21 protein-coding genes are annotated in these 23,207 nt (G+C 40.8%); 14 read left to right on the top strand and 7 right to left on the bottom strand.

The features are described from left to right. Window positions 1–82 precede the first annotated feature (82 nt). Window positions 83–241, top strand: coding sequence for a hypothetical protein (locus tag H6G28_RS20970; RefSeq protein WP_190673768.1), 159 nt, complete (start codon window positions 83–85; stop codon window positions 239–241). Between the two features lie 103 nt (window positions 242–344). On the opposite strand, the gene H6G28_RS20965 is transcribed toward H6G28_RS20970, so the two are convergent. Beyond that, window positions 345–1,304, bottom strand: a complete 960-nt coding sequence (locus H6G28_RS20965; protein ID WP_190673764.1) for a glycosyltransferase family 9 protein — start codon at window positions 1,302–1,304, stop codon at window positions 345–347. Between the two features lie 256 nt (window positions 1,305–1,560). Here H6G28_RS20965 and metK point away from each other — a divergent pair, with 256 nt between their 5' ends. Both metK and H6G28_RS20955 read left to right on the top strand, forming a co-directional pair. Further along, window positions 1,561–2,823, top strand: coding sequence for a methionine adenosyltransferase (gene metK / locus H6G28_RS20960; RefSeq protein ID WP_190587883.1), 1,263 nt, complete (start codon window positions 1,561–1,563; stop codon window positions 2,821–2,823). A gap of 652 nt (window positions 2,824–3,475) precedes the next feature. Beyond that, complete coding sequence (locus H6G28_RS20955) at window positions 3,476–5,200, top strand: sensor histidine kinase (protein WP_190587882.1); 1,725 nt, start codon at window positions 3,476–3,478, stop codon at window positions 5,198–5,200. 23 nt (window positions 5,201–5,223) lie between these two features. Here H6G28_RS20955 and H6G28_RS20950 read toward each other — a convergent pair whose 3' ends face one another. Further along, entirely contained in the window at window positions 5,224–5,736 is a 513-nt protein-coding gene (locus H6G28_RS20950) for an outer membrane beta-barrel protein (protein WP_190587879.1), read from the bottom strand. 136 nt (window positions 5,737–5,872) lie between these two features. After that, entirely contained in the window at window positions 5,873–7,477 is a 1,605-nt protein-coding gene (gene murJ / locus H6G28_RS20945) for a murein biosynthesis integral membrane protein MurJ (RefSeq protein ID WP_190587878.1), read from the bottom strand. 494 nt (window positions 7,478–7,971) lie between these two features. On the opposite strand from murJ, the gene H6G28_RS20940 reads away from it, so the two are divergent. After that, window positions 7,972–11,514 carry a GAF domain-containing sensor histidine kinase gene (locus H6G28_RS20940; RefSeq protein ID WP_190587877.1) on the top strand — a complete coding sequence of 1,181 codons (3,543 nt, stop codon included), beginning with the start codon at window positions 7,972–7,974 and terminating at the stop codon, window positions 11,512–11,514. Window positions 11,515–11,664: 150 nt separating this feature from the next. Here the strand turns inward: H6G28_RS20940 and H6G28_RS20935 are convergent, their stop codons facing one another. Next, on the bottom strand, window positions 11,665–12,171 hold the full coding sequence (locus H6G28_RS20935) for a pentapeptide repeat-containing protein (RefSeq protein ID WP_190673761.1): 507 nt from the start codon (window positions 12,169–12,171) through the stop codon (window positions 11,665–11,667). Window positions 12,172–12,325: 154 nt separating this feature from the next. Continuing rightward, on the bottom strand, window positions 12,326–13,837 hold the full coding sequence (locus H6G28_RS20930; RefSeq protein WP_190673759.1) for an LCP family protein: 1,512 nt from the start codon (window positions 13,835–13,837) through the stop codon (window positions 12,326–12,328). A gap of 117 nt (window positions 13,838–13,954) precedes the next feature. Between H6G28_RS20930 and H6G28_RS20925 the strand changes: the two genes are divergently transcribed. The 4 genes from H6G28_RS20925 to H6G28_RS20910 all read left to right on the top strand — a co-directional run bounded on the left by H6G28_RS20925 (window position 13,955) and on the right by H6G28_RS20910 (window position 18,220). Next, on the top strand, window positions 13,955–15,019 hold the full coding sequence (locus H6G28_RS20925; protein WP_190587874.1) for a mannose-1-phosphate guanylyltransferase: 1,065 nt from the start codon (window positions 13,955–13,957) through the stop codon (window positions 15,017–15,019). 84 nt (window positions 15,020–15,103) lie between these two features. Then, window positions 15,104–15,388 (top strand): membrane protein insertion efficiency factor YidD, encoded by a 285-nt coding sequence (yidD, locus tag H6G28_RS20920; RefSeq protein ID WP_190673756.1) that lies wholly within the window; start codon window positions 15,104–15,106, stop codon window positions 15,386–15,388. Window positions 15,389–15,419: 31 nt separating this feature from the next. Continuing rightward, the gene (locus H6G28_RS20915; protein WP_190587872.1) at window positions 15,420–17,066 is read left to right on the top strand and encodes an ABC1 kinase family protein; all 1,647 of its coding nucleotides are present in this window, start codon (window positions 15,420–15,422) and stop codon (window positions 17,064–17,066) included. 173 nt (window positions 17,067–17,239) lie between these two features. Then, window positions 17,240–18,220: an ABC transporter ATP-binding protein gene (locus H6G28_RS20910; protein WP_190673753.1), complete on the top strand. Its 981-nt coding sequence runs from the start codon at window positions 17,240–17,242 to the stop codon at window positions 18,218–18,220. Window positions 18,221–18,263: 43 nt separating this feature from the next. Here H6G28_RS20910 and H6G28_RS20905 read toward each other — a convergent pair whose 3' ends face one another. Further along, window positions 18,264–18,695: a Tery_1686 family protein gene (locus H6G28_RS20905; protein WP_190673750.1), complete on the bottom strand. Its 432-nt coding sequence runs from the start codon at window positions 18,693–18,695 to the stop codon at window positions 18,264–18,266. A gap of 155 nt (window positions 18,696–18,850) precedes the next feature. Between H6G28_RS20905 and H6G28_RS20900 the strand changes: the two genes are divergently transcribed. From H6G28_RS20900 to H6G28_RS20875, 6 genes are all read left to right on the top strand, one after another. Beyond that, window positions 18,851–18,988, top strand: coding sequence for a hypothetical protein (locus H6G28_RS20900; protein ID WP_190587869.1), 138 nt, complete (start codon window positions 18,851–18,853; stop codon window positions 18,986–18,988). 47 nt (window positions 18,989–19,035) lie between these two features. Then, entirely contained in the window at window positions 19,036–19,500 is a 465-nt protein-coding gene (gene psbQ / locus H6G28_RS20895) for a photosystem II protein PsbQ (RefSeq protein WP_190587868.1), read from the top strand. Window positions 19,501–19,657: 157 nt separating this feature from the next. Then, window positions 19,658–20,722: an NAD(P)/FAD-dependent oxidoreductase gene (locus H6G28_RS20890; protein ID WP_190673747.1), complete on the top strand. Its 1,065-nt coding sequence runs from the start codon at window positions 19,658–19,660 to the stop codon at window positions 20,720–20,722. A gap of 75 nt (window positions 20,723–20,797) precedes the next feature. Next, window positions 20,798–21,646 (top strand): alpha/beta fold hydrolase, encoded by an 849-nt coding sequence (locus tag H6G28_RS20885; protein WP_190673745.1) that lies wholly within the window; start codon window positions 20,798–20,800, stop codon window positions 21,644–21,646. A 191-nt stretch (window positions 21,647–21,837) separates the two neighbouring features. After that, entirely contained in the window at window positions 21,838–22,422 is a 585-nt protein-coding gene (gene hemJ, locus H6G28_RS20880) for a protoporphyrinogen oxidase HemJ (protein WP_062294743.1), read from the top strand. A 70-nt stretch (window positions 22,423–22,492) separates the two neighbouring features. Continuing rightward, window positions 22,493–22,984 (top strand): hypothetical protein, encoded by a 492-nt coding sequence (locus H6G28_RS20875; RefSeq protein ID WP_190673742.1) that lies wholly within the window; start codon window positions 22,493–22,495, stop codon window positions 22,982–22,984. Window positions 22,985–23,008: 24 nt separating this feature from the next. Here H6G28_RS20875 and H6G28_RS20870 read toward each other — a convergent pair whose 3' ends face one another. Further along, entirely contained in the window at window positions 23,009–23,191 is a 183-nt protein-coding gene (locus tag H6G28_RS20870; protein WP_190673741.1) for a hypothetical protein, read from the bottom strand. Window positions 23,192–23,207 lie beyond the last annotated feature (16 nt).

The following is a 23,207-nucleotide window of genomic DNA, read 5'->3' as shown; positions in this document are numbered from 1 at the left end:
GCTCGGCTTCTCGCAGAGTAGCTACTGCCATACAAAGACGCTATAACTCAACAAAAAACGAAAAAATGATTTTGGAGGGGGTTTGGGGGACGCAACCGTCACCCAATCGGGGGCTTGGGGAGCCACTGCGTTGGGGAGACAGCGCCGTGGGCGGGTTTCCCGACTTGAGGCGACTGTCGTCGGCTTTGCCGACTTGAAGCATGTGGCGTGGAGAATCCCCCAAATCTTAATCATTGTCTGATAGGAAATTGAGACATCAACTCTCATTACCTTCACTGAACAGTATTAATTTATTACTGTTGTAGAGACGTTGTGTACAACATCTCTACATAATTGGTATAAAATTAGCCGCCCCAGATTTTTTCAGAAACCGTTGTGGGTGAAATATCTGCTACTTTCCCAGAGGGGGATTTAATAGCAAGGAATTTTTCACTTTTTGGTAACAGTTTATCTGGATCTGAAGAGCCGAACAGACCAATGGTATAAGTCTGAACCGCAACACTCAACTGTAATGGCGCACTTTCGGTAGACAGCATTAGGTTGGCACCGGCAATCATAGCTGTCAACTTACCTGTATTATCAGGAGATGTGACTTTGATTTCTGGACAGGATTCGCGGAGCGATCGCACAAACTGTTCATCATCAGCACCTTGAATCACAACTACAGACATATCTGGCTGTTTTTGTTGAAATTCTTGAATAATTGGCTGCCAATGCTCAACCGGATAGATTTTCTCAGCACCTTTCCCCCGTGAGCCTGCATCAACCCCTCCATAAATCAAGACGTAGCCTGTGTCATTTACGCCTAGACGTTTTTGCTCATTTTGTGACCAGTCGATGTCGGGTATCGGGACATTTACTGCTAACTCTGGCACGGGTGTGGCTATACCCAATGGTTTTAGCAACTCGTGATACGCCGCCGCTACATACTGAGATGGATTAAACGGCACAGTATGAGTCAGAAACACGGCTCCTTTGCCTTGAAAGCCAATCCGCAGGGGAATCCCTGTTAGCCAGAGCATTAGTCCGACTAACCAGCTTTGCCCAAAAGCAATGGCGACATCATACTCGCGATCGCGTATTGTGCCTACCAAGTTACCCCAATCTGCTAGACTGTTACGATCTTTATAATCAAAGGTCAGTACCTCGTGAACAGACTTGCTCACTCGATAGGCAGCCTTTGACTGGGGTTCCGTAACGACATCTATCTGAGCGTTGGGATAATAACGCTTCAGACTATCTAAAGTCGGAAAGAAGAGAATTTGGTCGCCAATTCCGCCAGGTACAAGGGCTACTACTCGCATAATAATTATTGACGCTTACTCGCTCCTTATTTTAGGGGAATATAGGGATGAAAGATTAGGGAGTGTACCGGGCTGACTTTACTAAATATTTAATTATTAATTCCTTTACAAATACACAAATTTGATTATCTCTTTTTAAAAATATAAAAATACACTCACTACGGAATGTGTCAAGATTGATATGATTCTAGAAATAATTAGCTGAACTAAATAAAGTATTTAGTCAGTGATTATACTACCATAGGAGGAAATCTCTTTGTCTAGACGCTATTTATTTACCTCCGAGTCAGTAACTGAAGGCCATCCAGATAAAATCTGCGATCAAATTTCAGATACGATTCTTGATACCTTACTGGCACAAGACCCCAGCAGTCGCGTAGCCGCAGAAGTAGTAGTTAATACGGGCTTAGTATTAATTACTGGTGAAATCACTACCAAGGCTAATGTCAACTATGTGCATCTAGCTCGCAAAAAAATTGCTGAAATTGGCTATGTTGATGCAGATAATGGCTTTTCTGCTAACAGCACCAGTGTGATTGTAGCATTGGATGAACAATCACCTGACATTGCCCAAGGTGTAAATGTTGCCCATGAAACCCGCCAACAGGATAGTGAGGAACTATTCGATACCACTGGGGCAGGCGACCAAGGTATCATGTTTGGCTTTGCTTGTAACGAAACTCCAGAACTGATGCCCTTACCCATCAGTTTGGCACACCGCATTGCCCGCCGACTGGCAGCAGTCCGCAAAACAGGCGAATTATCATACCTGCGTCCCGACGGTAAAACTCAAGTAACCGTAGTCTACGAAGATGGTAAACCCGTAGGCATTGACACTATCCTGATTTCCACACAGCACACAGCTACAATTGGGGAAATCACTGATGAAGCCGCAGTGCAAGCTAAAATCAAGCAAGACCTCTGGACAGCAGTGGTTGAGCCTGTTTTTAGTGATATTACTATCAAGCCTGATCAAGAAACTCGCTTTTTAGTCAATCCCACGGGTAAATTTGTGATTGGTGGGCCGCAAGGTGATTCTGGTTTAACAGGCAGAAAAATCATTGTTGATACCTACGGTGGCTATTCCCGTCATGGCGGTGGCGCTTTCTCTGGCAAAGACCCCACAAAAGTAGACCGTTCTGCGGCTTATGCAGCGCGTTATGTAGCCAAAAACATTGTAGCTGCTGGCTTGGCAGAAAAATGCGAAGTGCAGTTGAGTTATGCGATTGGTGTAGCTAGACCAGTTAGTATTCTCCTAGAAACCTTTGGAACTGGCAAAGTAGATGATGAAATTTTGTTGGAATTAGTCAAACAAAACTTTGAACTACGTCCAGCAGGAATTATTCATAGCTTCAACTTACGTAACTTACCAAGTGAAAGAGGCGGACGTTTTTATCAGGACATCGCGGCTTACGGTCACTTGGGACGGAATGATTTAGACTTGCCTTGGGAACAAACCGACAAGGCCGAGTTGTTGAAGCAAGCAGTTACTCAGTTGCGCTCAACTGCGATCGCCTAGTAATCTGAGGACTTATGCACAAAGATTTTCTGTAAAGACTGGGTACAGGGGTGCAGGGTACAAATACACCCTTTCACTCCCATACCCCTCCACCCAGTCTCCATAGACTATTCCTTTACGTAAGCCTGATATATAAATTCCTCTGTCTTCCTATTGCTTGAGTAGCAAGGCAGAGGTTTTTTAGTATCCAGGCTATCCAAATTCCAAAATTATTTGAGAATCCTTTCCAGAATTATTTGAGAATCCTACTGATCGATGTTAAGATGCGAGATGAATTAATCTGTCTGGCATTTAAGTATTTCCATCGTACAAGACAAGATTAAAAATAAGTACAGTGTATCTAGTAGTTAAAATATCCCTGATATTAACTAGGTTTCAAAAACCCTAACCCTAAAGATAAAATTTCAGCATAAGCTTTACTATAAAAACGTATTGATTATATGTAAACACGGGATTTTATCGTTTTTCAGTGTTTTTGTATACATTCATATCAAAATCACCTAAATACAATGAAGTCATGGCAATTATTTAAAGAATAATTATTTACGCTGCTTCTTACAAAAAATTGTGTAGGTGTTAATCACCAGTTAATTTAATTTTAAAGATGGAATTGATGTGGCGATTTTTGCGGAAGGGCGAGGAGATTTGAGGTATGCAAACTCACAAGCCTAACCCAATTGATAGTAATTCAGAAAGCAAAAAAATGCCAGCCAAAGATTCATCAAGCGAAGAACTGCCCACAATCGAATTTCCCTCCAGTGGGAAACTCAAAGCTAGTTCTTGGCGGATACATCAAAAAATTGGCTATGGCTACTTTGTAGCTATTGGTATTGGTTTTTTTGGCTCACTTACTGGTCTGGTAATTGCCAACTACTACCGAGGAAGAGAAATTAGGCAGTTTAATCAAGCTCAAGAACAACGCCAACTACTAACTAACTATAAAAATGCCGTAGTCGGGGCGCAATTACATAGTTCTAATTTAGTCGCAGTATTAGAAGATTCTCAACAACTGCTCACTAAAAAAACAGAATTTTTAAAGAATGTTAATAGAGCTGAAGATTTAGAGCGAAAAATTGACAATTTTATCGAAAAAAAGCCAATGCAATTAGCAGCGACCAGTGCTAATTTACAGGCTTTATTGGAAGATTATACGATTAATTTAAAATCATACGTAGACCAAATAGAAGCGGTCTTAAAAAAAACAGAGAAACAGCCGCTACAACCCCAAAAAATTGTTGTAGTCCGAGAGCAGTTGTTAAAAATTATGCGTGGTGAAACAGCCATGCAATTAGAGAGTCTTTCGGAAAAATTAACGAATATTCTACAAACTGCCGAAAATCAAGAACAAGATAGACAGATAGATGTAGAACAGGCAAAAAGGGTTGAAAGATTAATTGTGATGGTGAGTATGCTGGTGTCGGTAGCGATCGCAGCTATTATCGCATGGCGCACCAGTCGAGCGATCGCCGAACCAGTGATTACAGTGACTCAAGTCGCCGAACAAGTAGCCCGCAAATCTAACTTTGATTTACGCGCCCCCGTCACCACCGAAGATGAAATTGGCTTATTAGCAAAATCATTAAATCGTTTGATTGAGCGAGTTTCAGAACGCACAAAACAACTAGAACAAGCAAAAGAACTAGCTGAAGCCGCCAGCACAGCTAAAAGTGTCTTTTTAGCTAACGTCAGCCACGAATTACGTACACCCTTAAATGCAGTCATTGGACTCAGCCAATTACTGCAAGATGACGCTACCGATTTAAACTTATCGGGAGACTTTATTACCGATTTAGAAACAATCAATTCCGCAGGTAGACATTTATTAGAATTGATTAACGACATCCTCGACTTATCCAAAATTGAAGCGGGGAAAATGACTCTTTATCCAGAGACATTTGAAATTGCCAATCTCGTTAATAATCTGGTATTGACTATTAAGCCTTCCATTGAAAAAAATGGCAACATTTTAGAAGTAGACTACGACGAACAGCTAGGTACAATGTATGCCGATCAGACAAGAATGCGACAAGTACTTTTAAACTTGTTAAGCAATGCGTCTAAATTTACGACTAACGGCAAAGTCACCCTCACTGTTAAAAGTGAAAAACCCAACTTATTATCAGACTCTCCCTTCGGCATAATTTCGTTTATTGTTGCTGATACAGGTATTGGAATGACACATCATCAACAGCAACAGTTATTTCAACCTTTTATTCAAGGGGATAATTCCACCACTAAGAAATATGGTGGTACTGGACTAGGTTTAGCTATCAGTCGTCATTTTTGTCAGATGATGGGTGGTGAAATTTCGGTGAAAAGTCAGCCAGGAGTAGGTTCAACCTTTACAGTACGCCTACCTCTGACTGTCAAGGAATGATACAGTATCAGACTTCAGACTTCCTAAAAACGATAACCTAATCCTGCTTGGAAGCTAACAGCATCAGCATCACTGTTTCGATAAGCGTCAATGCCCCATTTAGCATCACCATAGGCAATAACGTTTTTGCTAACTTCCGATTCTAAACCCAAGGTGACAACAGGTGCGTTGCGATTACCTAATGGGGTGTTGTGACCTTCATTAGCCAAAAATGAATAACCACCACCTACATAAACGTTAGTATTTTTGGCGATCGCAGCATCGTAAGTCAAAATCGGCATAAAAGCAGTTGTATCACCACCAAATAACACGCTTCCTCGCAGTGATACAGGTGCATTAGGTATGGCATAACGTCCTTGGACATTACCACCAAATTGAGCATCATCATTTCTTTGTCCACCACTAGTAGCCCCTGCTGCAACACCAGCACCAATGTAACTACCGTTAGTACCAGCAGTTTGAGCAGCAGCAATTCCAGCTGAGAGGACAATAGAAGCAACTACAAGGGTAGAAGTAGTTAAAGTTCTGAGTTTCATAAGTTTCTCTCCACTAGAGTTGAGTGCAGTACTCTCTACTACTATGGTCGCTTTTTTAACTCTTTTTACCCTCCTACACTCAGGTAGCCGAGTGGGTGAAAAATCCTTCACCCAGTTGGGTGAACAAGAACCAGAGTTATTTTTTGAAGAAACGCTGGCGCATCTTAATCACCAAACTATTAACTTCGGGGATGTTCATAAGTGAAGCGATCGCACCAAACACAACTAAACCGACTAAACCAGCAATTGATAATTCTATTAACTGAATTATTAAACCTGTTGTACCTAACAACTGCTGTAAACCAAATAAAGTCCCATAGCTGACAAATCCAGTCACCACACTCCCACCGAATAAACCAAAAATCGGCACACTCCACTCACGCCAAGGTAAACCATTCAACTTGCGGTCTAGCAACCATAACAGCATTAACATTGAACTGCAATTCACACCCACAGTTGCTAACACTAAACCCGGTGCGCCAAAGGGTTGTACAAAAAAATAATCCAATACAATGTTTAGCAAAATGTTAAAAGTGCTGATGCGAAAAGGTGTTTGTCCATCACCCAAAGCGTAAAATACCCGCACCAACACATCCCGCCCCAAGTAAACAAACATACCGATTCCATAAGCAACTAATAACGAAGAAACTAACTTTGTAGCATCTTGTTTAAAAGCACCACGCTCATATACTATCTGCACAATTGGTACAGACAACACCACCATCAAAGCGCCTAGGGGTAGCATAGTGCAGGCAGTCAGTAATAAACCTTGGCGAATGCGTAATTTTAAATCTGGCCAATTTTCTGGTTCTGCTAGTTTGGCGAAAATTGGCAATAAAGGTAACAAAATAATATTAGAAATAATCCCTAAAGGTGTTTGCACTAGCAAATTCGCATAGTTAAACCCAGCCGCCGCCCCAGGAATTGGACTAGCAAAATAAAGGTCAGTAGCCACATTAATCGGCATCATTCCCGAAGAAATGGTTGCTGGAGTCATAATTTTAATGACTTCTTGAACACCAGGGGCTTGAAAATCAAACCGCAACCGCAGTGTTCCTAGTCCCAACCGCCACTGCACAATTAGTTGCACCACCCACTGAAGAATTGCACCTGCTAAGGTTCCCCAGGCTAAAACCATCCCGCCGATAAAGGCGTATTCTGGCAGAGTAATGTTTTTACCCAGTTGCAAGGCCAAAATCCCAATGCCCACAACTACGGTAACGCTTGATAATAAGGGACTAATCGAAAGCAACCAATATTGATTAGCCGCATTTAGGGTACCGAAGCCGATGCCAATTAATCCTGAAAATAAAGCCATCGGTGCCATGATTTGCAGTTGTTGGATAGCGATCGCTCTTGTGGTTGTATCCAAACCATGACCGACAATATCAACAATTGTATCTGCTAAAAAAACCTGGGCAAACGTTACTAATAACAAAATGCCCCCCACTAATGTTGTCACTGTTTCCACCATTGGCGCTGCTTCTTCTTTTTTGCGCTTGGCTAAAACACTCACAACAGCACTGTGCAACGGCCCATTCACCCCACCCAGTAATATCAATAAAAAACCAGGAATAATATAGGCATAGCTATAAGCAGTAGCAGCTGCACCAACACCAAAAGCAGCTGCGATCGCTTGCTGTCGGATCAAACCAAATACTTTACTAATTAATGTGGCTGCGGCAACAATGCCAGCAATCCCAGCGAAAGAACGAGATGATTTTTGTTCTTGATTAGTCACGAATAATACCTGACAACTCTTGCAGAGTGCATATCTGACAATATTTAACCTGAAATCTTGCCATCTGTCAGGTCAATTTTTAGAGAAACCCGCAGTTTAAATCAAACCATTTACATATAGCAATCCTAAATGATGTACAAACATCTCTCTACCTTGTCTTCCTTGTCCTTTTGTCTATTTCTCAACTAGGACTGCTATGGCCATGAATCAAAAAGGTTTCCTTCTCTGACTTTGACACGCTCATAAGTTCTTGTGCATATAAGTTAAATTTTTCTACCCTTCCCCTCACAAAATCCAGGATTTTTCTAATTGTCACTCATTTAAATAAATTGCTTTCCCCAATATTTAGCTAAATTCTCAACTTGGCACATTTATTGTTGATTATCTGTCAAAAGTGGGCAACCTAGTACTTGATGTTATATCTCATCGGTCTTCCCCATCAGGAAGTATTGAGTATTAAAGTTTTTCGACTGATAAACAACACATTTAAAAATATGGAAGCCAAATCAACACTCACAGAACCAGAAATTGTCTTGTCAAATAATCAACTACAAGAACAATTAGAACAACATAAAACGCTCGCTAGTGTCATAGTCAGAATCAGAGAATCTTTAGAATTAGAAACAATATTTAAAATTACCGTCAAAGAAGTACGTCAATTACTGCAAGCTGATCGAGTAGCCATATTTCAATTCGATCATCAAAAAAACTGGGAAGGAGAATTTGTGGCTGAAGATGTTGCTGATCAATGGGCATCAGCTTTAGCAGCAAAAGTCTACGACCATTGTTTTGGTGAACAATTTGCGGCTGATTATCAACAAGGCAAAGTACAAGCAGTAGCAGATATTTATGTAGATGAACTAAGTAGTTGCCATAGAGAAATCTTAAGTAGATTTAATGTCCGTGCTAACCTGATTGTTCCTCTATTAAGAAACCAAGAATTATGGGGATTAATTTGTATTCATCAATGTAGTCAACCTCGTCAATGGCAAAATGCTGAAATTGAATTTATTCGCCAAATTGCTGATCATCTCACCATAGCAATTCAACAAGCTAGTCATCTGCAAGAAGTTCAACTACAAGCAACAAAACTGGCACAGACAGCCCAGCGTGATCAAGTAATCGCGCAAATTGTTGATCAAATTCGTCCCTCTTTAGACATTGACAGCATCTTTAAAAGTACTACCCAAGAAATCCGCCAACTCTTAGAAGCCGATCGCGTTGCTATATTCCGCTTTAATCCTGATTGGAGTGGTGAGTTTGTTGCTGAATCATTTGTTGAAGGTTGGACACCTTTAGTTAATGTTCAACCTGTAATTAACGATACTTATTTACAACAAACCCAAGGCGGACGTTATGCTCACAACCAAACTTTTAGCGCCAACGATATTTATCAAGCAGGATTAACCAATTGTCATGTGATTTTATTAGAACAATTTCAGGCCAAAGCTTTTGCAACTGCGCCCATTATCCAAGGTGAAAAATTGTGGGGAATTATCGCTGCATATCAAAATTCTACCCCTAGACAATGGCAGCCTTATGAAATTGAATCATTGAGCAAAATTGGGACACAAATAGGTGTAGCCTTGCGCCACTATGAACTACTAGCTAAAGCTAATGCCCAAGCAGAACAACAAAAAACATTAACTAGTGTGATTACACGTATTCGTAAATCCCTAGATTTAGAAACTATCTTTCAAACTACCGTGACTGAAGTGCGGCAAATGCTACAAGCAGATCGAGTGGCTATTTTTAAATTTGATCTGCAAAAAGATTGGGAAGGAGAATTTATTTCAGAAGATGTTACCGCCGGCTGGGAATCTGTTGTTGCTGCGAAAGTTTATGACTATTGTTTTGGTGAACAGTTTGCAGTGCATTATCAACAAGGCAGAGTCCAAGCCGTAGCTGATATTTATGATGCTGGCTTAAGTCCTTGTCATACCAAAATTTTAGGAAATTTTCAAGTCCGGGCTAATTTAATCGTACCGCTATTAAAACAGGGAAAATTATGGGGTTTATTATGTGTTCATCAATGTGATAAACCGCGAAATTGGCAACCTTCAGAAATCGAATTTGTGTCTCAAATTGCTGAAAACTTAGGAGTAGCTTTACAACACAACAAACTTTTAAACGAAGCTCGCTATCAAGCTAATCAGCAAAAGACTTTAACCAGCATTATTACTCGCATTCGGGAATCTTTAGATTTAGATACAATTTTTCAAACTTCTGTCACAGAGGTCAGACAATTACTACAAGCTGACCGTGTAGGAGTTTTTCGGTTTGATCAGCAAAAAAACTGGGAAGGAGAATTTATCTATGATGACGTGAGTCATAGTTATCCTTCAGCAGTAGCAGATAAAGTTTATGATCATTGTTTTGGCGAAAACTTCGCACCCCTTTACGCTCAAGGTAGAGTCAATGCTATTACTGATATTTATCAAGGCAATTTTCCCTCTTGTTATGTAGAAATTCTGGAAAAATTTCAAGTCCGGGCGAATTTAGTCGCGCCTCTATTACAAGAAGGTACACTCTGGGGCTTATTATGTATTCACCAATGTAAAAATCCGCGTCAATGGCAACATTCAGAAATTGAGTTTGTTAGCCAAATAGCGGAACAACTAGGAGTTGCTTTAAAACAAGATTCATATTTAAAAAAAGTTCAAACTCAAGCCATCCAATTAGCTGAGGCTAACGAGCGAGAAAAATCAATGGAACGGCAAAAGTTATTAGCTGAGACTATTGATAAAATCCGCCAGTCGTTGGATGTCAAAACTATTTTTAAAACCACTACTCAAGCTGTACGCGAGTTATTAAAAGTAGAGAGGGTAGCCATATATCGCTTTAATGCTGATTGGAGTGGTAAATTTGTGGCTGATTCTTTTAAAGATGGTTGGAAACCTTTAACACAAGTTAATCCACTGGTTTTAGCCACCTTTGAAGACACAGATGAAGATGATAAGTTACCACGTAATGAAACTTTTGTGCCAATTCGCCAAGGCGAAAGATTATGGGGATTATTAGTTGCTTATCAAAATTCTCAACCACGTTATTGGAAAGATGAGGAAATCAATTTATTAGCACAAGTTGGCGTGCAGTTAGGTGTTGCTATTCAACAAGCAGAATTATTGGAACAAACCAAACGTCAAACTCTAGAATTAACTCAAACTTTATGTGAGCTAAAGCAGACTCAAGCAAGGTTAATTCAGGGCGAGAAAATGGCAGGATTAGGACAATTACTCGCTGGTGTCGCTCACGAAATTAATAACCCTGTTAGTTTTATTTTTGGTAATCTGATTCATTTAAATGAATATACTCAAGAGTTAATGAATGTTTTGCAGATTTACCGTCAATATAATTCTTCTTTGCCAAATATTAAAGAAAAAATAGATCAGCAGAATTTGGAATTTATTATCGAAGATTTGCCAAAAACACTAGATTCCATGAAAGTCGGCGCAGAAAGAATTAGAGAAATTGTATTGTCACTGAGGAATTTTTCTCGTACTGATGAAGCTGATTTAAGGGCTGTAAATATTCATGAGGGATTGGATAGTACTTTACTGATTTTAGGACATCGCCTCAAGGAAAATCGGGCGCGTCCTCAGATTGAGGTGGTGAAGGAATACGGCACTTTACCTTTAGTAGAATGTTATCCTGCACAACTAAATCAAGTATTTATGAATCTTCTGAGTAATGGTATTGACGCTTTAGAAGATAAATTTAAAGTTATCTGGAATCAGCATTTACAAGCTTCAACCAACTGTCCCAGAGTACCTTTAAAAATTTGGATCAGCACTCAAAAGAGCGATCGCCAAGTAATCATCAAAATCGCTGATAATGGTCTGGGAATCCCTGAAGATGTCACTTCCCATATTTTTGACCCCTTCTTTACCACCAAAGAACCCGGTAAAGGTACAGGACTAGGTTTATCTATTAGTCACCAAATCATTGTCGAAAAACATCAAGGTCAAATTAAATGTACATCGACCCCCGGAAAAGGAACCGAATTTTTCATTGAACTTCCCTGTTCTCATGATTAAATTCTTTGTCAGAATTCAGGAGTCAGAAGTCAGAATCCAGAAAATTTGCTAACTCTAGGTTTTCCTCGACAGAGATTCTCATAGTTTTAGACTCTGAGTCATCATACTCTGACCGCTTCTGACTTCTGTATTCTGAATACTGACAACTCTTTAACGACAACCCAAGCTATCGCGTGTCGCCACTCCCGTAATTTGATTTACCCCAGTCGCCCTTTCACATAACAATGAAACTTGATAGCGGTCAATTAACGCATCTGTAAAATCCGCGCCAGTAATATCAGCATCGTAAAAACGACTACGGGTTAAAGTAGCTTCTGTAAAATTGGCATTTTTTAAGTTAGCGCCATCTAACGTTACCCGGTCTACTAAAGCACCCGTTAAGTTTGCACTTTCTAAATTCGCCTTTAATAAAACTCCTTTGGTGAAAATAGCATTGGTTAAATTTGCGCCTTGGAAATTAGTCCCCCGCATTTCCGCAGCCACAAAAGTGACACCTGCTAAATCAGCATTGGAGAAGTCACGGTTTTCTAAATTGGTATTGCTGTAGTTGATGGTATTAATTTGAGCAAAAGCTGGTCTTGGACTCAGTATTAGCCACAAGCCAGCTAAAAGGAAAATGACAATTAAACTTAACAATTTTTGCCAAATCTTTTTCATAACTTTACGCACCTGTTTACTGAGTTATGAAAACTGGGTGAAGTTTGATTGTAGAAAACTTCAATATTTTCGCCCAATCTTTTTCATAGCTTGATAGTCAAGAGTCAAGCAAATATTCACAAATGCTTAATAACTCTTGACCAATAATTTTTGACTATTTCCAATCTTTACCAATCCGAATTGTGATATCTGATTCCAAGTCTCCAGCTGTTGACACTTCAATTTGACCCAAACCTAAGATTTTTTGTAACTCAATTCCTGGTTGTCGGCTACCTCTGTGGACAATAATCTGAGTTTGACGCTGGCTATCAGGCCAATCTGAGGTTGTGTAAATATTTTTAAAGCCTTTCTCTTTGAGATAGGCAATAACTTTTTCCGTAACTTGTGGTTGATTAGAAGCATTTTGAATAGCAATTTTGAGGTTAGAAACTGGACGTGTATCTGGCTTGAGTCCAGGTACATCCACCCCAACATAATTATTCAAGAGATTTGATTGTCCAGTCAGATTCAGCCAATAGCTATTGGGATCTTGACTGAAACGGCTGAAAGTACCGGGAACAGTGGTCATTTGGAAATTATCCCGCTCTACATTCACGGAGAAATTCACCAAAGCCATCATTTCTTCTATCTTTAAGTTGGTATCAAAATACTTCCGCATGATGCGGGTTAATTGGGGCAATTTCGGTACGACAGTAGGACTATTGAGGCGTTGAATCAATGCACCTAGTAGTGCTTGTTGACGCTGTACTCTCGGTAAATCCCCTAATCCATCTTCCCGGAAACGAGCGAATTGTTCTGCCTGTTCGCCGTCAAGGGTTTGCCAGCCACTGACTAGATTAATGTTCAATTGGCTGCTACTATCATGGTATTCTATTGCTTTAGGTACAAATACTTCCACCCCACCCAACTGATCCACTAATTGCCTTAAGCCACTGGTAGAAATGCGAATGTAACGGTCAATGGGCGCATTGTTTAAGGTACGGCTGACTACTCTAGCAGCCAATACTGGCCCGCCTTGGGGATTAGCATCTGATAGCTTGGTTAACCCTTTTTCGGGGATCGCAATCATCGTATCTCTGGGAATGGAAAGCACTCGAATAGATTTATCACTGGGGTTGAGCCTGACTAAAAGCATGGTGTCGCTTTTGCCAGCAAAACTTTCTGGTGAACCATCAACAGCACCGTTGACTGGCTCAATCCCCATAATCAAAATATTCATGGGGCGGGATAGCTGGTATTGGGAAATTTTGCTCCATAATTCCCCAGGTAAAGGGACTTTCTGCTCTTCTTTACCAGCGAAACCGAGTTCCTCATCGGTTTTATCTAAATTGCTCCATAAGGGAGTCCACAGCGCCAAGGTGGAAACTAAAAGACCAGAAAGAATTACCCCCATTACTACTGTCAGTATCCACAGTAGCCACCGGGGCATACTTAAGCCCAATCTGTCGTACAGTTCGTTGGGAATAGCACTGACTGACTCGACAACAGTGCGGGTGGAACTGGCTGATGCTTCTTGAGTTGCTGATTCTGTGCTGGTCTCGGCGAGGGTTTGCAGCGTTCCCTGAGTTTCAATGCGTTGAATTTGACCTGGTTTGCTTTCCAAGTCTAAATTCGGTATTTGCTGAGACTTGACTTCACTTTCAGATAATTGAACTTCTCTAATCACAATTTTCTCCCCACTCAACCACTTCCATAAAAGTTATGTTAATGCAAGCTACAAATCTTGCCAGAGTAAATGCTCACAGTAAACTTGTAGTGTTCTTGCGTAGGTGTGTATGACAACATGAATAGTTCCTTGTTCCCCGTTATCCTCGCTGGTGGCAAAGGTGAGCGTTTCTGGCCTCTGAGTCGCAAAGACCGTCCTAAACAATTTTTAAGTTTAGATGGTAGTTCCAGAAGTTTACTGCAAGCCACTGCGGATCGGTTGCTCCCATTGGGAGACGGTTGGGATTCTTTGTGGGTGATTACTTCCAGCCAGATAGCTGGAGGTGTACGCCAACAGTTACCCGAACTGCCATCGCCAAACTTACTCATTGAGGTAGAAGGAAGGGATACTGCCGCCGCCGTTGCTTGGACAAGTTTAGAAATTAAAAAACGTTATGGAGAAGACGCAATTATCGGCTTTTTTCCGGCTGACCATTGGATAGCTGACCAAAAGGCGTTTACTGACACATTAAAGGCTGCTACTCAACTAGCAACAAGCACCAAAGCGATTGTTACTTTAGGAATTAAGCCTGCTTTTCCATCAACTGGTTACGGCTACATTGAACAAGGTGAAAAGATTGGTAGCTTTAATGAGTTGCCAGCTTATCATGTCAACCGCTTTACTGAAAAGCCCAACCGTGAGTTAGCAGAAACTTTTTTATCTACGGGACGTTTTAGCTGGAATAGTGGAATGTTTGTCTTTCGGGCTGGGGTTGTTCTTGAGGAACTTTACACCCATGCTCCAGAAATCATAAAGCCTCTGGAACAATACGGCCCTGATATTTACCCTGAATTACCTAAAAAGAGTATAGACTATGCACTCATGGAAAAAACCAATTTAGCATACGTCCTCCCGGTAGATTTTGGTTGGGATGATTTAGGAGATTGGAATGCGATCGAACGTTTATTAAAAAAGGAAGAGAACCCCAATGTAGAATTAGCTACCCACTTAGGTTTAGATACGCAAGGAGCGATTGTTTATGCTACTAATCCAGAGGATGTAATTGTTACTATTGGTTTAGAGGATGTGGTCATTGTGCGCGATCGCAATGTTACCCTCATCGTTAATAAAGAACGCACCCAAGAAATTAAACAGGTTCTCAAAATCCTGCAAGATGACCCCCGCTTTACAAACCTACTGTAATTATCAAAGTTAAAACCCTTGACAGAGGCTTAAAAGCTAGTTTTCTTATTATAACTTGACTGTCTGTTGTTTTTACTGACAGTTATGCAAACTCTAAGCTTTGAGCCTCTGGCCAAGACAATGGCAATTCACTTTATCACTGCTTATCAAAGATATATTTCTCCAGTGAAAGGCTTTGCTTGTCCCCATCGGCAATTACATGGTGGAGAATCTTGTTCTACTTATATTAAAAGAATGTTAAGTGAGCAAAGCTTGATAGAAGTTGTAAAATCATCCCAAAAAAGATTTCAAGACTGTGCTTTAGCCAGTAAAACCTTAACTAAAAATAGCTCTGGCTGTATTGTAATTCCCTGTTGTCTACCCCTTTAAATTCTCTGCGTTCTTGCAGTTGTTTACCATCATGTTCCTAACTCAAACTGTTCCTCGTCAACGAGAAATTATTGAAGTGGTGCTTCGGAATGGCTGGGATTATATGCGAAGGCTACTAACTGGTGGCAAAGCTGATGAACCCCAGCTACCTACCCCAGCAGTATTGAAAAATATTTTGGTAAGTTTGGGGCCTGTTTATATCAAGCTTGGTCAGTTATTATCGACTCGTCCCGATTTACTCAGTGCTGCTTACATTGAGGAACTGTCAACACTGCAAGACGAAGTACCGCCTGTTCCCTGGTCAGAAATAGAAGTAGTCATCCGCAAACAGTTAAAACTTCCCCTAGAAGAAGTTTTTCCCAAGATTAATCCCGTACCAGTTGCGGCGGGATCAATTGCCCAAACTCATCGCGCTACACTGGCTGATGGTCGGGAAGTCGCCTTAAAAGTCCAACGTCCTGGAATTGATACGACTATTGCCCAAGATATTGCTTTAATTCAGGGGATCGCTGATTTAGTGGCGCGTACTGATTTTGGGCAAACTTATGAAATTAAATCAATTGCAGAAGAATTTACCAAGGCTTTAGAAGCAGAGTTAGACTTCACAAGAGAAGCAGGTTTTACAGATCAATTACGCCGGAATTTAGCGAAAGGTCGTTGGTTTGACCCGCAACAAATTGTCGTGGCGGAAATTCACTGGCATCTGACATCAGAGAAATTGTTAGTGATGGAGTGGTTGGATGGTGTACCTTTACTATCAGCAAAGTTGACCAGTGGTAATAATGGTAAAGATATTGCCACTCAACGTAAAGATATAACGACTTTACTATTTAGAGCATTTTTTCAGCAGTTATACCTGGATGGCTTTTTTCATGCTGATCCCCATCCCGGAAATTTATTTTATCTGCAAGATGGTCGGATAGCAATTTTAGATTGTGGGATGGTAGGCAGACTTGATCCCCGTACCCAGCAGATTTTAACAGAAATGTTGTTGGCGATCGTGGATTTAGATGCAGGAAGATGCGCTCAGTTAACTTTGCAACTATCCGATTCGGCACAGCCTGTAATTGTGGCGCGGCTGGAAAGTGATTACGATCGCATGTTGCGGAGATATCATAATGTCAGCTTGACGGAGATGAATTTTAGTCAAGTGATTTATGAAATTTTGCAAGTCGCCCGCAACAATAAAATTAGATTGCCCAGCAATATGGGCTTGTATGCTAAAACCCTAGCTAATTTAGAAGGTGTGGCTAGGGCATTTAATCCTGAGATTAATTTGTTTGATGAGGTGAAGCCCTTAATTACGGATTTGTTTCGTCGGCAATTAGTCGGGGAAAATCCAGTGCGATCGCTTTTGCGTACTGCCCTTGACCTCAAAAGTTTATCATTACAATCACCCCGACAAGTTGAACTTTTACTCGACCGTGTAACATCAGAAACATTACGTTGGAATCTATCTTTGCATGGTTTAGATGGTGTACGGCGCACAATGGATGATGCAGCCAATCGCCTCTCATTCAGTATTCTAGTAGGTTCACTGATTATGGGAGCAGCAATTATTTCCACCAAAGCCCAGACACCGCAACTATCGGTTTTAAGTAGTGTGTTATTTGCCGCCGCCAGTTTATTAGGATTGTGGTTGATTATTAGTATTTTGCGATCGGGGCGTTTGCGTTAGTTAACTTGCTTTACCTTGGCTTTACCAACCTCAAGGATAATACTGATCAATATTTAAAACCGCAGATAAACGCGGATGCACGCTGATAATTGGTCTATATATAGCAGTTGAAGCATAAGTTAGGACTATGTTTGTGGCTGAAATCGTCTCAGGAAGGTTTTAAGATAAATTTTATGCCGCATATTTTTGTTGAGAATTTAAGTAAATCTTATCCGGTGGCGATTAAAGAACCAGGTCTCGCTGGCACAATTACTCACTTTTTCCGCCGCACCTACCGTTCAATTCAAGCTGTTGAAAATGTTTCCTTTGAAATTACCCCTGGTGAAGTAGTAGGATTTTTAGGGCCGAATGGTGCTGGAAAAACTACCACACTCAAAATGCTCACTGGTTTAATTCATCCTAGTAGTGGGACAGTGAGAGTAGCTGGACATATCCCGTTTTTACGCCAAGAAGCATTTTTGCAAAAAATTACCTTGGTGATGGGACAAAAGCAGCAATTAATCTGGGACTTACCCGCAATAGATTCTTTAAAAATTAATGCTGCTGTTTACGACATTTCTGACCAAGAATTTTCTCACCGCTTAAGAGAATTAACAGAAATGCTAAACCTCCAAGGAAAGCTGACTCAACCAGTACGCAAGCTATCTTTGGGTGAACGAATGAAAGCAGAACTGTTAGCAGCACTTTTACATCGTCCGCAAGTATTGTTTCTTGATGAACCAACTTTGGGACTTGATGTTAACGCTCAGGTAGCAGTGCGAGACTTTCTGCGCGACTATAATCAGCGTTATCAAGCCACCGTATTATTAACTAGTCACTACATGGCTGATATTACCGCTTTATGTCAGCGAGTATTATTAATTCACCAAGGAAAGCTGATGTATGACGGTAGTTTAGATGGGCTTTTAGAACGCTTCGCACCATACCGCGAAGTCCACGTAGAGTTAGCCCAGCCTTTATCAAGAGAAAAGCTTAAGTCTTATGGGGATGTGCAATCTGTAGACGGGCGAGCAGTCTGTTTTATGGTAGAGCAACCAGCTTTGACTCGTACCGTATCTCAGATTTTGTCAGAACTAGAAGTCATCGATTTAGAAGTGAAAGAACCGCCCATAGAAGAAGTCATTGGGAAAGTATTTCAGGCGGGAGTCGTTTAGTAAGTGCTGAAAGTTATGAGTCTGAAGGTTAAAGAATGAAATTTCACACTTCAGAGTTCTCATTAAACAGTTCTAAAATCTGCCGACAAAATTGTTTGAGTTGTTCGCCAATTTGTGCAGCAGGGAGAGACTCGCCCACAAAATTCCAGTTTTCCACTGTCGAAAGTCGCCAAGCCTCGCCACGATGATCAAATCCTGCTACTTCTATACCAATTGCCCGACGTAAGTTTGTTATCGGATCTTGATGAAACCGAATTTGAATCAAAACACTCCGACTCCGCCAGGATTTGCTGATTCCAGGAAAGTGAAAGCCAATGTCTATAGAATCTGGATCAACTAATTCTCTGGTTTCTGGGTCATTCTGCCAAGGTTTCAAATCCGATTTCGCATCGGGGAACTGGAGTTTGAATAAATTAACTACCGTAGCAATCTTGCTGGCGAGTTCAAGGTTAGTTGCCTGTTCAGCTGCGTTCACGAAAAAACACTCCTAAATAGTTGAGTCAGCTAAGGGGAATGTGACGACAGAAAACCGCCAGAAGGCTTATCTTATTAGTGTTTCAGCTTATCAAGACGTTTTAAATTTCGCAACTATAAAATTGCCTTTTCTTAACAATTGATTAAGTGTGAAGTATGAAATTATTGCTATATGAGCAATTATACTTAAATAAATTAGAAAAGTGGCTGACGTTAGATCAGTCTAAAAAAAATCTGAGAATTTTCCGCAAAATCATCTACTTGCTAGAACGAGAAATTACCTTGGCGATCTAAAATTACACTGTTAGCTGGCAAACGTTAAAAAAAGTTAAGTTCAGTTTATGGCGCGTCAACGCTCGATTTTCTCAATCATTCTGGTATTATTGGCTACATTTCTTATTAGTTGTGGTGGCCCTGGGGTCGTATCTGCACCTCCAACTTATACAGCAGATCAAATTGCTCAAATTCAGGAATATCTGCCTGAAGTTCAGACTGTGCGCGATCGCGCAGAAGAACTCCAAAACCTCATCGAAAAAAATGAGTGGATTAAGGTGGGTAACTTTATTCATGGCCCAATGGCAGAAGCTAGGCTGACCATGACTTACATCACTCCCCATCTTTTACCCAAAGACCAAACCGCAGCCCGTCAAATCACCAAAGATTTACTGAACCACTTGGTTAAAGTTGATCAAGCAGCTAGTAATGGCAATAGTTTAGTTGCCTTGAGTAACTACAAAGCTGCCTTTACAGATGTTGACAAATTCCTACAACTGTTACCAGAAGGTAGCAAACAAGCGGACTCTTAGGGATTGTTGAATGATAAGTTATGAGTTAGAAGAAAAAGGCTGAAGTTTGAAGTCTGTTCGCCCTTGGCGTTCCCGCAGGGTAGTATAAAATTAAAAAACCTTTTGACTTTTGACTTCCGCTTGCGGTTCTAACTCATAACTCCTCAATATCCCAGCAATGAGTCATGTAATTATTATCGGTTGTGGTGTCATTGGAGCCGCGATCGCCTATGAACTGAGTCAAGTAACAGGGTTGCAAATTACCGTTATTGACCAAAACCAACCCGCACAAGCTTCTACAGGTGCAGCCCTTGGGGTTTTGATGGGCGCTATTAGTCAAAAAATCAAGGGTAAAGCTTGGCGGCTAAGACAAACCAGTATTGAACGCTACGAAACCTTAATCCCCGAACTAGAAGCATTAACCGGGCGGAAAATCCCCTTCAACCGTCAAGGTATTCTTCACTTGTCTTGGGAAGAGGAAAACTTTGAAAATTGGGAAAAACTCGTAAAAATTCGCGCCTCCCAAGGTTGGAATTTGGAAATTTGGGACAGGGCGAAACTCAAGAGTATATGTCCCCAAGTCAATAATGACAAAATTACTGGCGCAGTTTATTCACCTCAAGACCGTCAACTCGACCCCACAGCTTTAACCTTAGCCCTAGTAGAAGCCGCCCAAAAAAAAGGCGTAACTTGTCAATTTGGTGTGAATGTTGTCAATATCTCATCGACATCAGTTGAAACAACAGCAGGAAAAATCGATGCTGATTGGGTGATAGTGGCGGCTGGACTGGGTTCTACACTCCTAACCGCCCAGTTAAACCAAAAAGTTGATATCCGCCCCGTTCTCGGACAAGCATTACAAGTACATTTAGCAAATTCCATCGGTAATCCTGAGTTTCAGCCGATGATTACCTGTAATGATGTACATATCGTCCCTGTAGGTGGTGGCGATTATTGGATAGGCGCAACGGTGGAGTTTCCCACTGATGGCGATGAAATCCCGCCTAATCATGAATTATTAGAGGATGTGAGACAACAAGCGATCGCCTTTTGTCCAGAACTCGCCGCAGCAACTATCACCAGAACTTGGTCAGGATTACGCCCCCGCCCGGAAGGTCGCCCAGCACCTATCATTGAAAAATTAGCAGGATTTAACAATATCCTCCTCGCCACCGGACATTATCGTAACGGTGTGTTACTAGCCCCTGCAACAGCTTATGCGATTCGTGAGATGATTATTTGAGAATTCAGAAGTCAGGAGTCAGAATTCAGAAGAAAAACTGAATTCTGAATTCTCAGTTTTTATTAGGAAAGTAGCGTGGCTGTAACAGAAAATAAAGTAAAAATTGATTCTTTAGAGTGGTTTTATCGGGAAGCAGAACCGATTGGACAAAGTGATTTATTACCTGTGATCTTGCTGCATGGAATAGTCTCGCAAAGTTACAGTTGGCGTAATATTCTACCTGCTTTAGCTAGTCAAGGAACAAGAGCGATCGCACCAGATTGGATTGGCTATGGCTTTTCATCAATGCCAGAAAAACGCGATTTTGCCTACACTCCTGACGCATTTATTACAGCTTTAGAAAAATTTATTCAAACCATCAAACTCGAAAGATTTTCTTTAGTTGTCCAAGGTTTCTTAGGTTCTGTTGGCTTACAATATGCTGTGCGTCATCCTGAACAAATTGCCAACATTGCTATTTTAAATGCCCCCATTTCCACCGATGCTAAATTACCTTGGAAAATTAAACAAATGGGTTTACCATTAGCAGGTGAAATAATGACTCAAGACCCTTTATTAGTTGACCGTACCCTAGAAGGTGGTAGTCGTTATCGTATCGAAGATAAAGATTTAGATGTGTATCGCCGACCTTTTTTGAAAACATCTGCGGCTGGTAGAGGATTACTATCAACTATTCGTAATTTGCAACTCCCCCAAGCAACGGCGGAAATTACATCTGGCTTTCAAAAATGGGAACAGCCAATATTAATTCAATGGGGGATGATTGACCCTTGGTTATCTGTAGATATAGCACAAAAATTTAGTGATTCTGTACCCAATGCAGAATTAATAAAACTTAATAACGTTGGACATTACGCCCAAGAACATTATCACCAGACAATTTTAGAAGATTTATTGCCCTTCGTCAGACGTGTAGATAATTAGGCAGAAATAAATTTTGTCAAAATCGATATTATAAAAAGTGAAACCATAGATAAACACAGATAATTTACCTGTGTTTAATAAATAGCTCATTAGATGATTCAGCACAGTTTCTAATGCTATCGTAAGCAAATGTAGAGATTTTTCTGATAACTTACGATGTGTTATATCCACCTTAATGGAGATGATAATTCATGGCTTATTCTTGGTTCAAAGCATTTCATATTATTGGCATTGTAGTTTGGTTTGCTGGCCTATTTTATCTGGTGCGTTTGTTTATTTACCACGTTGAAGCCGAACAAGAACCAGAACCAGCACGCACGATACTGAAAAAGCAGTATCAAATTATGGAATTACGCCTTTATCGCATCATCACTACTCCGGGAATGTTGGTCACAGTAGCGATGGCGATCGGTTTAGTGAGTACCGAACCAGAAGTTTTAAAACAGGGTTGGCTACACTTCAAACTACTATTTGTCGCAATTTTATTGGCTTATCATCATTACTGCGGTCGCTTGATGAAGAAGTTAGCCAATGATGAATGTCGTTGGACTGGTCAACAGTTACGTGCTTTAAACGAAGCACCTACAGTTATGTTGGTGGTGATTGTGCTATTAGCTGTATTTAAGGACAATCTACCCACAGATATTACCGCTTGGGGAATTTTTGGTTTGATTATTTTTATGGCGGTGACTATTCAGCTATACGCCAAGAAACGCAAGCGTGATAAAGAACAATTAATGGCGCAAATCAACCAAGTTCCTCAAGAACAAAGTTAGACAAAAACGCCTGGGATATCTTACATTAAGAAATGTTAATAAATGTATTTGATATCTCAGGCGTAAATCAATGTCAGCAAAAGATTTAGGTAAACCCCGTCCGTTGTGGCGAGTAATTTTATTGTCTGTAATTACCGGGATGCTGTATTACGGCTGGTACAAATGGATTATTCAAGAAGAATTACGCCGTTATAACGGCTTTGGTTGGTCAGGAACCCTGAGTTTAGCACCGTTTGTTTTTGGAGTCGCAATTCCCCAAGCTTTACGCATCTTTGATCCTGATGTACCGGGGTGGTTTGGTTGGTTTTCACTGCTGGGTATTGTGTGGATTTATATTGTGCAGTTTAAGTTATATAAAACTGTGAATGAACTGTACCGCCAAGCGGGTTTAAAAGAACCCTTAGTAGTTTGGTGGCTATTTATCCCAGGATTAAATTTAATTGTTGGTTTACGACAAATCCATTTTTTAAGCCAATTTTGGGCAAAACAACAAGGTGTGGCTGTTCCAGATTATATTGCTGAAAATATTCCTTTTCTTTCTGCTAACACCAATTTTATGTAAAGCTGCACAGTATTTTACCCCTCCCTAACCCGCCACGGAGGGAGTCGGCAGAGCCGCCCAACGCAGTGACTCCCCCTTATAAAGCACAGGTGTACACACAAGTCGAAAATTTGCTGAATGAAACCGTATCCCGCCTTGAACTAAAGTTCCAGGCTCATAGCCAAAGTCCACAAAGCTTTGACTATAAGACATTTTTAGGTGAGTCATCTGAAGATGACTTTTG

Origin of the sequence: Nostoc sp. FACHB-190 (genome assembly GCF_014696905.1) — a bacterium.
Lineage (GTDB): Bacteria > Cyanobacteriota > Cyanobacteriia > Cyanobacteriales > Nostocaceae > Nostoc_B.
Note: the sequence above shows the minus strand (reverse complement) of the source record. Positions and strands in the feature narration are given on the sequence as shown.